Annotated in this window: 9 protein-coding genes and 2 pseudogenes; 7 read left to right on the top strand and 4 right to left on the bottom strand. The window is 39.1% G+C overall.

What is annotated here, in order from left to right; translation table 11 throughout:
* The first annotated feature begins 100 nt into the window (after positions 1-100).
* From DXX93_RS18070 to DXX93_RS18040, 7 genes and pseudogenes are all read left to right on the top strand, one after another.
* The gene (locus DXX93_RS18070; protein WP_116009327.1) at positions 101-1,144 is read left to right on the top strand and encodes a UDP-glucose--hexose-1-phosphate uridylyltransferase; all 1,044 of its coding nucleotides are present in this window, start codon (positions 101-103) and stop codon (positions 1,142-1,144) included.
* Positions 1,144-2,289 (top strand): galactokinase, encoded by a 1,146-nt coding sequence (gene galK / locus DXX93_RS18065; protein WP_116009326.1) that lies wholly within the window; start codon positions 1,144-1,146, stop codon positions 2,287-2,289. Before DXX93_RS18070 ends, galK begins: the two co-directional genes overlap by 1 nt.
* On the top strand, positions 2,286-3,308 hold the full coding sequence (gene galE / locus DXX93_RS18060) for a UDP-glucose 4-epimerase GalE (RefSeq protein ID WP_116009325.1): 1,023 nt from the start codon (positions 2,286-2,288) through the stop codon (positions 3,306-3,308). The genes galK and galE overlap by 4 nt, the downstream gene beginning before the upstream one ends.
* On the top strand, positions 3,308-4,003 hold the full coding sequence (locus tag DXX93_RS18055; protein WP_116009324.1) for an aldose epimerase family protein: 696 nt from the start codon (positions 3,308-3,310) through the stop codon (positions 4,001-4,003). The genes galE and DXX93_RS18055 overlap by 1 nt, the downstream gene beginning before the upstream one ends.
* A 57-nt stretch (positions 4,004-4,060) precedes the next feature.
* Positions 4,061-4,297: pseudogene (locus DXX93_RS18050) on the top strand (transposase); the annotation flags it as partial.
* A 63-nt stretch (positions 4,298-4,360) separates the two neighbouring features.
* A protein-coding gene (locus DXX93_RS18045; RefSeq protein WP_116007726.1) for an IS3 family transposase occupies positions 4,361-5,517 on the top strand; the annotation gives its coding sequence in 2 pieces (ribosomal slippage) (positions 4,361-4,604 and positions 4,604-5,517; 1,158 coding nt in all).
* 11 nt (positions 5,518-5,528) lie between these two features.
* A pseudogene (locus DXX93_RS18040) lies at positions 5,529-6,500 on the top strand (IS256 family transposase); the annotation flags it as partial.
* A 36-nt stretch (positions 6,501-6,536) separates the two neighbouring features.
* Here DXX93_RS18040 and DXX93_RS18035 read toward each other — a convergent pair.
* The 4 genes from DXX93_RS18035 to DXX93_RS18020 all read right to left on the bottom strand — a co-directional run bounded on the left by DXX93_RS18035 (position 6,537) and on the right by DXX93_RS18020 (position 14,084).
* Entirely contained in the window at positions 6,537-7,679 is a 1,143-nt protein-coding gene (locus DXX93_RS18035; RefSeq protein ID WP_116009323.1) for an aldose epimerase family protein, read from the bottom strand.
* A gap of 3 nt (positions 7,680-7,682) precedes the next feature.
* The gene (locus tag DXX93_RS18030; RefSeq protein WP_258872775.1) at positions 7,683-9,176 is read right to left on the bottom strand and encodes a sulfatase family protein; all 1,494 of its coding nucleotides are present in this window, start codon (positions 9,174-9,176) and stop codon (positions 7,683-7,685) included.
* 150 nt (positions 9,177-9,326) lie between these two features.
* Positions 9,327-10,826 carry a sulfatase-like hydrolase/transferase gene (locus DXX93_RS18025; RefSeq protein WP_258872706.1) on the bottom strand — a complete coding sequence of 500 codons (1,500 nt, stop codon included), beginning with the start codon at positions 10,824-10,826 and terminating at the stop codon, positions 9,327-9,329.
* Between the two features lie 129 nt (positions 10,827-10,955).
* Positions 10,956-14,084 (bottom strand): TonB-dependent receptor, encoded by a 3,129-nt coding sequence (locus tag DXX93_RS18020; RefSeq protein ID WP_181902262.1) that lies wholly within the window; start codon positions 14,082-14,084, stop codon positions 10,956-10,958.
* Positions 14,085-14,165 lie beyond the last annotated feature (81 nt).

Below are 14,165 nucleotides of genomic sequence, written 5' to 3'. Positions count from 1 at the left end.
ATTATATTAATTGTTTTGAAATAAAAAGACTTAAAGTGTTGAACGAAGTTATGTAAACGTTTACCTTTAATCTGAATTATTCAAAATAAAGTAGATTGTTATGGCTGATAAATTTGATCCTACAGAACATCCTCATCGTCGATATAACCCTTTAATTAATGAATGGGTACTAGTATCACCACATAGGGCAAAACGACCTTGGCAGGGGCAAGTGGAAAAATTAGACGAAGATGCAAAGCCTGCTTATGACGAGAGTTGCTACTTATGCTCTGGCAATACTCGTATTAATGGTGAGATAAATGATAGATACGAAAAGACATTTGTATTTACTAATGACTTTGCTGCAATTAAACAAGATACACCTGTCGTAAGTACTAATGATCCGCTTTTTAAAATGGCAACAGAGCAAGGTGAAAGTAGAGTTATATGCTTCTCTCCAGATCATAGTAAAACGTTGCCAGAGCTTTCTGTAGAAGAAATTACAGAAGTAGTGAAAACTTGGAAAGTGCAATGCGAGGAACTTGGCCGTAAATACAACTGGGTTCAGGTATTTGAAAATAAAGGCGCTGTTATGGGGTGTTCTAATCCTCATCCGCATGGTCAAGTATGGGCCCAGCAACAACTTCCTACATTGGTTTCTAAAAAGAGCGAATCGCAAGCTAAATATTTTCAAGAGCACGGCTCAAATCTTTTAGCCGATTACACAAAACGCGAATGTGAAATGCAGGATCGGGTCGTAGTTGAAAATGATGATTGGGTGGTCGTTGTACCTTATTGGGCTGCATGGCCATTTGAAACATTATTATTGCCGAAGTTTTCAATACAACGTATGACAGATTTAACAGTTGAGCAAGAAGTAACGATGGCCGATATTGTTAAACAAATCACTATCAAATATGACAATTTATTCAACTGTTCATTCCCTTATTCAATGGGGTGGCATGGTGCGCCATATGATGGTGAATTACATCCAGAGTGGACGTTACACGCAAGCTTCTTTCCACCTCTTTTAAGAAACGCCACTGTTCGCAAATTTATGGTGGGTTACGAAATGATGGCTGAAGCACAACGTGACTTGACTGCTGAGCAGGCTGCTAATCGACTTAAAGAATTATCTGATATTCACTACAAGGAGGCTAAGTAATGTCTAGAAGTCAATTTGTAACTGACTTACATGTCGAACAGTTTAAGGTGCAACCAGCGTTAGTTATACATGCTCCGGGTCGCGTGAACCTTATTGGTGATCATACTGATTATAACGACGGTTTCGTGTTACCTGCGGCGATTAACTACGGAACTGACATTGCGGCATCAAAGCGTGACGATAAGATTATTTCTGTCTATGCACATGATTGTAACCAAGAAAGTGCTGAATTTTCTTTGGAAGATATTCAGTTTGATGAGCAACGAATGTGGCTAAATTACGTTGCAGGAACATTGAAAGTGCTAATGGAGACATTTCCTGATATTCAGGGGGCGGATATGGTGGTTTCAGGAAATGTTCCACAGGGAGCTGGTCTAAGTTCATCAGCGAGTTTTGAGATAGCTATTTTGAAGACTTTTGTAGAGCTTTATGACTTAAACCTAGATGGTGTTAAGGCGGCTTTAAAAGGCCAACGTGCTGAAAATACTTTTGTTGGTTGTAATTGCGGCATTATGGATCAGTTAATATCTGCAATGGGCAAAGATAAACACGCAATGTTGCTTGATTGCCGAAGTCTTACTTTCCAAGATGCCCCTATTCCAGAAGAGCTATCCATTTTTATTGTTAACTCTAATGTAAGGCGAGGCTTAGTTGACAGTGAATATAATCAACGCCGAGAGCAGTGTGAAAAAGTAGCAGCGCATTTTGGTGTAAACGCACTAAGAGATCTAAGTATCGAGCAATTAGAAAATGCTAAAGAACAGTTAGATCCTATTTTATTCAAACGAGCTAAACATGTAGTAACTGAAAATGCCCGAGTGGAGTCTGCGTTGTTAGCTCTGAAAAACAATGATGTAACTTTATTGAGTGGGCTTATGAGAGACTCACATAACTCACTTCGAGATGATTTCCAAGTGACCGTTAAAGAAATGGATGGCTTGGTAGAGATGATTGATGGTGTACTTGGTAACCAAGGCGGTGTTCGAATGACAGGGGGAGGGTTTGGTGGTTGTATTGTTGCGTTAACACCTACTAAGTTGCTTACCGAGTTGACAGAGCTAGTAGAAAAGGAATATCCAGAAAAATTCGGATTAAAGCCAAGTGTCTATGTGTGTAGAGCATCACAAGGAGCATTTAGAAAATGAGTGTTTTAGTTACAGGTGGAGCAGGTTATATCGGTTCACATACTGTTTTGGCTTTGCTAAAGGCTGGACTCGAAGTCGTTGTAGTAGATAATCTTTCAAATGCTTCCGAAGAGTCTATTAAACGAGTTGAAGAGTTAACTAATAAAACAGTAGCTTTCTATCAAGCAGATATTTTGGATATGGATTTGATGTCCTTTGTTTTTTCAAGGCATGAGATTGAATCTGTGATTCATTTTGCAGGTCTTAAAGCTGTAGGTGAGTCATCTCATAAACCCCTAGAATATTATCACAATAATGTGACAGGAACGATGGCATTAGTTGCTGCTATGAAAGATTTTGGTGTTAGTAATCTAGTATTTAGTTCTTCAGCTACTGTTTACGGCGAGCAAAACAAACCTCCTTACATTGAAACGCAAACATTAGGGCTACCATCAAGTCCATATGGAAAAACTAAGTCAATGGTGGAAGAAATTCTGAAAGATTATTGTATAGCTAATGAAAAGTTTAAGGTTGCAAACTTACGTTATTTTAACCCAATTGGTGCGGATGTAAGTGGCAAGATAGGGGAAGACCCTAACGGTATTCCTAATAACTTGATGCCTTTTGTAGCCCAAGTCGCTGTTGGAAAAAGAGATAAACTGTCTATTTTTGGAAATGATTATAATACTAAAGATGGGACTTGTTTAAGAGATTATATTCATGTAACTGACCTTGCTCAAGGGCATATAGATGCCTTAAATTGGCTAGTTAATCAAGAATCAGGTCTTTGTGAAGCCTTTAACTTAGGGACAGGACAACCATTATCTGTATTAGATATAGTGCATGGTTTCGAGCAATATACAAAGCAAAAAGTATCTTATGAATTTTCTTCTAGAAGAGAGGGAGATTTACCAGCATTTTGGGCTGATGCAAGTAAGGCGGAAGAAGTTCTATCTTGGAAGCCAGTCAAAACTCTCCGTAACATGATGGAAGATACGTGGCGTTGGCAATCTGGCAACCCTAAAGGTTACGAGAGTTAATGCAACGTATTGAACTCGTTAACTCCAATGGCATGAAAGTCCTCCTCGTAGACTATGGGGCAAGGATAGCCTCAATTTTAGTGCCTTGTAATGGTGAATTATTGGAAATGACAGTAACTCCAAAAGATAAGGCGTTACTGGAGAAAGACCTATTTTACTTAGGTGCTACATGTGGTCCTGTTTGTAATCGAATTTCGAACGCCTCTTTTAGTTTGAACGGCATTGTTTACCGATTGAGAAAAAACGATGGTAAAAACTGCCTACATGGAGGGGAAAATAATATATCTCTTAGGCATTGGGAAATATATAAGCAAAGCGATGAGCAAGTAATTTTTAAGTTAACGTTAGCGCATTTGGAAGATGGATTTCCCGGCAATCGAGAGTTGTATGTTCGCTATCATTTATCAGAAGATAACGCTTTGGATATTAGGTTTAATGTTAAGAGCGATATGGATAGTCCTATTAACTTAACAAACCATGCCTACTTTAACCTCGGCGAAAAAGACATCCAACATTTAATGTTTAAGCTAAATGCCAAAGAAATGCTTGAACGAAAAAGTAATGGTCTACCGACAGGTCGTTTATTAAATTCGGAAAACACAGGTTTTGATATTAGCTATTGGACTATGGTTAAAGATTTCATTAACGAAAACCACTATGAGCAAATCATCGCGGAAGAAGGAATGACTCTGTAACTAAATCTGTGTAACTGCCTATTATTAATACCCATATAGGGTTTAGGATAGGTAGTTATGAACAAGAAAGAACTTGAAGTCTTTGCCAAGCAAGCGGCTAAATCCATCAAAACGGAAGCAGATTTAACGAACTTTCGTAAAATGCTTACCAAGGTAACGGTTGAAGCTGCGCTTAATGCGGAGCTGGATGAACACCTTGGTTATGTTCGTCATGAGCAATCCATCAACGATAATTCACGCAATGGCTATTCGCCCAAAACTATACGAACAGAAGATGGCGAGATTGATTTAGATTGAACTGGTTTAATTGAGCCGGACACTTTAATAAAGGACAATGTTCCAATATTGAGGTGTTAAATGACAAAACGAAAAAACAAAACCTATACAACCGAATTTAAACAAGAAGCTGTAGCCTTAGTGACTGAGCAAGGCTATACGGTCTCACAAGCCGCAGCTTCTTTGGGGATCACCACTAAACTCATTTATAACTGGAAAGCGAAACTTGAACAACAACAAGCTGGTAATGCGTTAAGTGAAGATGAACGAGCAGAGCTAAAACGGCTCAGAAAAGAAAATAAAGAACTCAAAATGGAGAAAGAGATCTTAAAAAAGGCAAGCGCCTTCTTTGCGAAAGAAATGAAGTAAAGTACGAGTTCGTCAAAGCCAATAGTCAGGCTCATGACGTCCGCAAGATGTGTGCTGTGATGCAAGTCAGTCGCTCTGCTTACTATGCATGGCTCAAACGGCCAGCCAAGTTAATTACGGCAGAAGAGCTTCATTTATATCGGCGAGCTAAAGCGCTGTTTAAACGCAGTCGTGAAAGCTTGGGCTATCGCGAGCTACATAAAAACTTACGCAAAGAAGGCTTTGAAATTGGTAAGCACAGAACTCGAAAGCTCATGGAAGCGTTGAACCTGAAAGTAAAGCAGCGAGTTGCCTACAAGGTAACAACGAAGCGTAAGCATGCTGATGCAGTTGCAGATAATTTGCTTAATCAGAACTTTAATCCGTTGGGGCCAAATCAGATTTGGGCTGGTGATGTGACTTATTTAAAAACAGGCGAAGGTTGGATGTATCTTGCTGTTGTGATGGATTTATATTCTCGACGCATTGTTGGTTGGCATATAGATAAACGTATGACGACTGACTTAGTGATGAAAGCCATGATTAGGGCTTATAACCTGAGAAAACCAGCTAAAGGCTTAGTATTCCACTCTGACCGAGGCTCTCAATACACCAGTAAGCGTTACCGTCAGCTGCTCGAACAATTTGGTATTCGAGCGAGTATGGGTGATGTGGGAGCCTGTTGGGATAACGCAGTAGTGGAGAGGTTCTTTGGCAGTTTGAAACATGATTGGTTACTTAAAGTGGCTCAACCTACGCGTGAGCATATGAAAAATGATGTTGTCGATTATATGAAGTATTACAACTTAGAAAGACTGCATTCAGCTAATGGTGATCTGTCACCAGTAGAGTATGAAAATTCTTTTAGAAAAGTGTCCGGCTGGAGTTGACCAGAACAGATACACCTCGTGATAGAGATTCTAGTTTTGAGCCTCAACTGGTTAAAAAGAATCAAACCCGCTTTACGTCAATGGATGACAAGATTTTATATCTGTATTCCAAAGGCATGACGACTCGTGAAATCGTGTCCACATTCAAGGAAATGTACGATGCAGATGTTTCACCAACACTGATTTCTCGTGTGACTGATGCGGTTATCGCTCAAGTCGTCGAGTGGCAAGCCAGGCCGCTTGATGCTGTTTACCCAATCGTCTATCTCGACTGCTTGGTTGTAAAAATACGCCAAGATAAGCAAGTCATCAACAAAGCCATTTACTTAGCCTTAGGCGTGAATATCGAAGGCCATAAAGAACTTCTAGGTATGTGGATATCAGAAAACGAAGGCGCGAAGTTCTGGCTTAACGTATTAACGGAGCTTCAAAACCGTGGCGTCAAAGATATCCTTATCGCCTGTGTCGATGGCCTTAAAGGTTTCCCTGATGCAATTAATACCGTTTATCCTGACACACAAATTCAGCTTTGTATTGTTCATATGGTGCGTAATTCATTGAAGTTTGTGCCGTGGAAAGACTACAAAGCCATCACGGCTGATTTAAAGCGCATATACCAATCGGTAACTGAAGATGAAGCCTTAATGGCCTTAGAGCAGTTTGAGCAACGCTGGGACAGTAAATATCCCAATATCTCTCGCTCATGGCGAAATAACTGGCAAAACGTTAGTACCATCTTCAATTACCCTGAAGATATCAGAAAAGCTATTTACACCACCAACGCTATTGAATCGCTGAACTCAGTTATACGTAAAGCCATTAAGAAACGTAAGCTGTTCCCACATGACGATTCGGCGAAAAAGGTGGTTTACTTAGCTATTGAGCAGGCATCTAAAAAATGGACGATGCCGATAAGAAATTGGAAATCGGCCTTAAATCGATTTATGATCGAATTCGAAGACCGATTAAAAGATGTTATTTAAAACTGGCAGTTACACAAAATGTGTTACAGGGTCAATTTAGCTCTTTATGTATGAAAAAACGTGAATTGTTTTTGAGTAAAAGGTTTCATCTGGTTTAACAACAACTGTAGGTAAACTATTATTTGGACTATTGGGATATTGCCCGGTTTCAATACAAATACCAGAACGCTGTTGGTAGGGCGTGTTGTACTTGCCGACGACCGAAGGGGTTAAATAGTTTCCTGAATATATTTGCCCTCCAACTTCTGTAGAAAACACAGTTAACTTCCTACCTGATTTAGGATGAGTCAACTCAGCAAACTTGGTTAACTCTCCTCTTTGTTCTTTGCTCACCCAGAAATGATCTAGTCCGTTCGTATCAACTAGCTCTTTTGGCTCGTTATCAAAAACGCTAGCTAGTTTGGTGGCTACAGAAAAGTCAAAAGGTGTGCCTTTAGTGCTGGAAACTATTCCTAAAGGAATAGATTCTTTGGTTAGAGGTAGATAGTTACTGCTGTTAATAGTTAAAAAATGGTCATCTACTTTATCGCCATGATTGCCGCTTAGATTAAAGTAGCTGTGTTGAGTAGGGTTAAAGATTGTTGATTGATCGGTATTTGCTTGATACTCGACTATAAATTCGTTCTTAGAGGTAACGGTATAAGTGATTGTTACATGTAAATTTCCGGGATACCCCGCTTCACCATCTTTACTTAGATACTTTAGAATTAAGCTTGCGCTTTCATTTGTAACTTTCGGATTGGCGTCCCAAACAACTTTATCAAAACCAATTGAGCCACCGTGTAAATGGTGAGGTTCTCTATTCTTTTCGATCTCGAATACGTTACCGTCTATCATGGCTTTGCCATTTTCTAACCTATTAGCGAACCTCCCTATAATTGCACCAAAATAGCGATTCCTGTGCTCGTAGTCTTGTAGGTGGTCATAACCAAGTACTACGTCATCCATTTGACCGTATTTATCAGGCACTTCAATAGAAGTAATAATACCTCCATAGTTAATTGCAGATAATCTTATCTGCGGTCCTATTAGTGTATATTTTGTTATTACTCGCCCATCATCTAGTTTCCCATAATGTTCCTTTTCCACGGTAAAGTTTGATGCTGATACGAATGGGATAAAAACCGCACTGCATATCAACAACATGCAGTGCAAAAGCCTATTGATTAACTTCGGCATTCGTTAATTACCTTGCCTGATTTCTTCCAGTCGTTTTTGTAAGTTGGATACTATTTCAGGGTGCTTGTCTGCTATATTTACTCGCTCTTTAGGGTCACTTTTCATATTGAACAACTGAGGCTCAGACATCAGTCCGTTCTCAATAGCCGTTTTATTTGCCAACCAAGCTGGTGTTGTTCCGTCAAATGGCTCAATGTACTTCCAATTAGCATTTCGAATAGAGAGCGTAAAAGACTCTTCAAGCATTTCGCTTCGTCCATTTGCTTTAGCATTTAAAAATGCACCAAGAAGGTCTTCACTATCAACTGCCTCTCCTTTATCAAGCTCAGTATTTGTTAATGAAGCTAGTGATTTATATATATCGATATGGCTAATCATTGCGTCACTATCACCAGATTCTTTTATTCCATTGGGGTAAGTTACGATCATAGGAACTCTAGTGCCTGCCTCGTAAGCGCTGTACTTACCACCTCTGAAACCGCCAGATGGATCGTGATTGCCTTTTAACTCCTCAGCTAAATCCGCATAACCATCATCCATTACAGGACCATTATCACTTGAGAAGATAATTAACGTGTTATCATAAACGCCTTGTTTTTTTAACTCGTCTACGATTTTTCCTGTCATCCAATCCATTTGAAGAATTGCATCACCTCTTGGACCCATGCCGGATTTACCCGCAAACATCTCGTGAGGAACTCTAGGAACGTGAATGTCATGAAAAGGAAAAAACAGGAAGAAAGGATCATCTTTTGATTCTTTTATAAACTCAATAGCCTTATTGGTAAATACAAATGGAAAGTCTTCATCAACCCACTCAGCAGCTTTACCACCTTTCATCCAACCGATACGGCTAATACCATTTACAATGGTCGCACTATGTTGAAGATCTGCCGTTTGCTTTAATAATTCTGGATTTTCAGTCCCGACAGGTCTATCACCAATTCTCGCTTTGTAACTCACTTCAATTGGGTCATCAAAGTCTAAACCAACGACATCATGATTTTCTAAATATACCGTTGGCACACGGTCACCAGTTGCAGGCATTAAGAAGCTGTAATCGAAGCCGAGTTCCAATGGTCCCGGTTTAACTGGTTTATTCCAGTCAACGAATCCATCACCAAGTCCTAGATGCCACTTGCCAACAACTGCCGTTTTATAGCCTGCACGCTTAAGCATTTTGGGTAAGGTAGGCTTTGTGTGGTCAATAATTAAAGGCGCATCTCCGGGAAGAATCGCAGCTTCATTTCTAAATGCATATTGCCCCGTTAATAGCGAGTAACGTGACGGAGTACAAGTTGCCGCAGAACTGTGAGCATCAGTGTAACGAATTCCTTGAGCGGCCAAAGCATCAACACTAGGTGTCTGAGTTTTAGTCATGCCGTAGCTGCTTAAGTCACCATAACCCAGATCGTCTACATAGAAAATAACGACGTTGGGTAGCTGAGCATTGCTAGATTCTTTCTGATTATCGATAGTTGGTTGTTGGCACCCCATTAATGTTAATAATGAAAGTGAAGCTAACCATTTTGTGTTTTTTATCATTGGTATAAATCGCCTTTAAACTTCTTATCCTTCTTAAAGACGATTTATATTAAGTTTTCATCTAGTCACGATGAAAATATTTTAGAGTTGCAGTGTTTAAAACTATTCCTGAAGCAAGTCTTGCAAGGGATCATTTGTCTTAATCATTGTGTCGTAAATTATTTGGCTAAATTCTTTAATTTTATTTTTATGTGCTTGTACATCCGATGATATGATGTTGAAACTTTCCTTTGAGTCATTAACCAAGTCATAGAATTCGTCTCGGTTAGGATTTATGAAATCTTTTACTAGTTTATGCTTCCCGTCACTGTACATTCTCATACCAGTAATGGACTGATGCTTCGTAGTGTAAGCTGCATAATAGTCAGTAGAAATCACCTTGTTTGGGTTTAACAAAGCAGGCATCACTGATTTTCCTCGAATATTAGTCGCGTCATATTCAATTCCCGCAACATCCATTAGTGTGGGAAACCAATCTAAATTTGATAACGTTGTTAGATTTACTGAGCTTGGTTGAATCTTTCCTTTCCACACTACTAAAGTTGGAACCTTAATTGAGTTGTCGTACATGTTAGGTTTTTGATCAGTTGGAATGTTTTTGTTGTCGTTCTTAACTTTCGTATTTAACAACCAGTGCCCATTGCCTTTATGCCAAATACCGTTATGTCCCATGTTGTATCCGTGATCAGAGGTAAAAATGATGAGTGTGTTGTCGTATAGGCTCAGAGATTTCAAATGTTCTATCAGAACACCAAGGTTTCTATCAACACTGCGTACACTTGAAAGGTACTCCTTCATGAATCGCTTATTTTTTATAGCATTCAGATTTGGATAATCAGGATCAGGAAGGATTATATCCATATTTTTATATGGAGCTTCATCTTCAGGAGCAACGGGCAACCAACGCGTATGCGGTGCTCTGTAATGAAGAGAAAGTAAGAACGGTTTATCGCTCTTGCGCGATAAGAAGTCTATTGCGTAATCAGTTAGAATATCAGCTGTTAAACCATTAACCTTCTTTTCTATACTATCGATTTCCAAAACTGGGTCTGACGTTTTAGTTCCCCCCTTGGTAAAACCGATAAATTCATCATATCCATGCAATGTTGGGTGATGCTCTGACTGAATACCTAAGTGCCACTTTCCAATTAATCCTGTGTAATAACCATTTTCTTGCAATAACTCCGGCCAAGTTATTTCCTTTTGAGACAAACCTAACTCCGGCTCTAAGCCATTCATCGCAGCAGGTTTATAATGAGTATTGATCCAGTCATCAATGCCAAGTTCAAAACCATATTTAGAAGTTAGTAATCCTGCTCTTGATGGACTGCAAACTGGAGTTGTTGTGTACCCATTTGGAAAAGATATTCCAAGTTTAGCTAACTCATCCATGTTAGGGGTAACAGCTTGTTTGTTCCCAGAACTACCAATAGCCCAAGGAGCCTGATCGTCGGTATAAATAAAAAGTATATTTGGTTTAGGTGCGTTTTCTGAAATATCGATGGAACTATCTTTTGTAGATGAACAACCAACAAGCATTAATGAGAGCGGGAAAAACAAGTACTCCATTATTTTTATGCATTTTATTTTGTTTGTTTTCACGGTCCTGCTCTTTCGATTAAATATGACTTGATTTTAAGACGAATAAAGCGGAATTTTCCTCAATCTATAACAGAGTCTTTAATAAAATAGGATAAGCAGTTCATAATTTTAAAAACGGAAAAATTTGAACTAAAGTTTAACTCTTGCTCCTAGAGCAAAACGAGAACCAGTGTATTGCAAGCGACTTAAACGCTCCTGTACATCAACATATTCATAAAGTCGTTCATTGGTAATATTAATAGCTTCAAATAGAATGGTAACATCTTCAGTCACATCGTAGGAGAAGCTGGCATCCAATTGACCATAAGCTTCAACATGCTCTGGTAATCCACCATTTCTTGTACCAGATCTAGCTAGTAGAAAATCATCCCGCCAGTTGTAAGCAAAACGTGCTTGAATGCGGTCTTTCTCATAGAAAGCGACAACATTGTAGGAGGTTTCTGAAAAGCCTTCTAATGCCACACCCGGATCGTTAATTCCTTCGATACCAATAGGCTCCGCATTTTTATCCTCAGCATCAAGGTAAGTAAAGTTAGCTTGAATACCAAAGCCATCAAATACACTCGGTAAATAATCAAAGTTATGTAAAAACGCTAATTCAACCCCCGTTATGTCTCCTCCTGCTCTATTACTTTTCTGTGTAACCAACTCAACAAGAGGACCAAATTCCGGGATATCAATTGACGCGTCTACTTCTTTTCCATCAATGTATACATTTGGTGTTGTATCAGGGGTTGTTTGAGTAGAAATAAATGAATCAAGAGTCTTGGTAAATAAGTTTAAAGCATATGAATCGCCATTTTCTGAATAATACTCTAGCGACAAATCGAACTGCGTTGCTTCGTAAGGTAACAAGAATGGATTGCCCTTAACTGTACTGAAATTTGACGCTCGTATGTCATTGTAGGTAGCACTAACACTGATATCAGAAATAGTAGGAAGTGATATAACTTTTGAACCTGCAAAACGCAAGTTATAGCCATTCTGAAAATCTAGTTTAAAATTTACGCTTGGCAATACTTCATCGTATCTGTGTTTTTTAGAAATCTGGCTCAACTCGCTGTAAAGAACGTCAATTTGAATACTATTATCATTTTTGTCTACAGCATGCTCGATAGCAATTCTGTTTTGTCCATAACCACTAGAAACTGTTTCTACATCAACATATCTAGCTCCCGCATTCCCGCTCCACGTGTAATCGCCTAGCTCACCTTTAAAGTTGAACTGAACGTAAGCGGATGTTTTTTCTTCTTCTGTTGCTGTTGAGCGTGGCCTACTCAAAAATTTATCTGTCCAATTCGGCTCCTGTCGAAGTGTACCAATTGCATCCAAGTATTTCTGAACATCTGCAACTAAAATAAATTGGCGAGGGAAGTCACCACTTTCTTCTGATAGAAAATGCGAATCATTAGTTTTAAAAAGAGAGTCATCCAAATCAAAAAATGTATTACAAGTGGAAATAGGATTAATAACGTCTTTATTCCCGCATCCACTCTGAATCCTATAATGACCAAGTGTTTTTTCACGACTAGAGTACGCTACACCCGTATCAATTGAAGTCAACGTACCTTCATCAGTTTCATAGCGTGCATCAAATTTAAGTTCAGCGACATCATCTTCAAGGCGTTCATCAAACAAAGTGTTAAAATGAGCACGCACATTTGAAGTATTTGATATATCAATATTGCTCTGGTAATCCAGAAGATTACCACCGCCTACTAAGTCATATTTGATAACATCATTACCTATTTCCTGAGTAGCATCAATTAAATTGGGAACATAGTTGTGAGTAATTATGGTTGCATCAGCTTTTGATTTGAACGCATCAAAATCGAACGTAAAATTTCCTACAACAGCATTTAGATGGTAACCAAATACTATTGTTTCACTCACTTCGCCACTTTCACCAAATTGACCATCAAGTGGGTGATTGCCAAACTTTTCTCCACGGATAGCAGTTAAGTTGTTAGACGCAACAACATTTCTCCATCCAGATCTGTGCAAAGGTATCTGCATACCTTGTCGTAGCTCTTCGCGTTTAAAATCACTGTAGAGGAAATCTACGGTGTGAGCAATGTCATCAGTTTGGGCAAACTCTATGGTTACATTAGCACCAGATCTTTCACGATGCTCCTCAGTCAAGTTAAAACGATATCGCCCCGGGTACCATAGATGTTCAGGAGTAATAACATTGCCATTTAAGTCTTTAATATCTCCCTCGATTGCACTTGCAGTTACTGTAGACCAGCGACTAGTTTCAGCGCTATCAATCCGGTTAGTGTTTTCTTGATGAGTAAAGCCTATTAAAACACCGAATCGGTTATCCATAAAGGTATTACTAACGATACCTGATACTCTTGGACCAATGTCATCTGAAAGCTCACTATATTTTGTATGAATAGAACCAACAGCTTTGAAACCGGGACTGCTTTTGGGACGTGCTGTTTTAACATTAACATAACCACCGATGCTACCTTCTTGTATGCTAGCCATTGGGGCCTTAACAACGTCAGATCCAGCAATCAACTCTGAAGGTAATACTTGAAAATCAAGTGAGCGATCTGTACCCGTAGTTGCTATGGTTCGACCATTAACTTGAACTAAGTTAAATTCTGGGCCAAAGCCACGGATAGTTAGCTTTGAACCTTCTCCATTCTGTCTTGAAATCGCAACTCCCGGCAAGCGCTGTAATGACTCTGCTACGTTCTGGTCTGGAAATTTACCAACATCTTCTGCTGCTATACCGTCCTGAATTGAACCTGCATTTCTTTTGTTTTCCATCGCATGAGCCAAACTACTCCTAATGCCTGTAATTTCGAATACTTCTATTTGAGGTGCTTCTTTTTCTTCGGATACAACTTTTGCCAGATTGTCTGCCCCTAATTCTTCTACAGGTAAAACAGAAGAGTTCGAAGAAATATGATCTTCATCTTTAACTATTGAAATAGCATCTTGCTCAAGACGGATCGCTTTCAGTCCAGTTCCATTTAAAAGTATTACAATACCTTCCAAATATGAAAATCGCCCATGTAAAGAATTAGTTTGTATACCATTTACTAACCGAAATGGCACTAGAAGTGTGAGGTTGGCTTGCTCAGCAAACTCTAAAAGTGCAGTCTCAGCATCAGAAGCGTCAATATCAAACTCCATTGTAACGCTTTCTTTTGAAGCGTTTGCATTACTTGAGAGACTAATAAAAAAGCTACTCAGAACAATTAAAAAAGCAGTCCATTCTAAGGACATTTTTTTTATATTCATTGTGGACAACATATCTAACCCTTTACATCAATACGCCTCAAATCAACTCTATTCGACCTATGCGACTTTGAACCTATAGCA

The sequence above is a fragment of the Thalassotalea euphylliae genome, from assembly GCF_003390335.1.
In the GTDB taxonomy this organism is placed as follows: Bacteria; Pseudomonadota; Gammaproteobacteria; order Enterobacterales; family Alteromonadaceae; genus Thalassotalea_F; species Thalassotalea_F euphylliae_B.
Note: the sequence above shows the minus strand (reverse complement) of the source record. Positions and strands in the feature narration are given on the sequence as shown.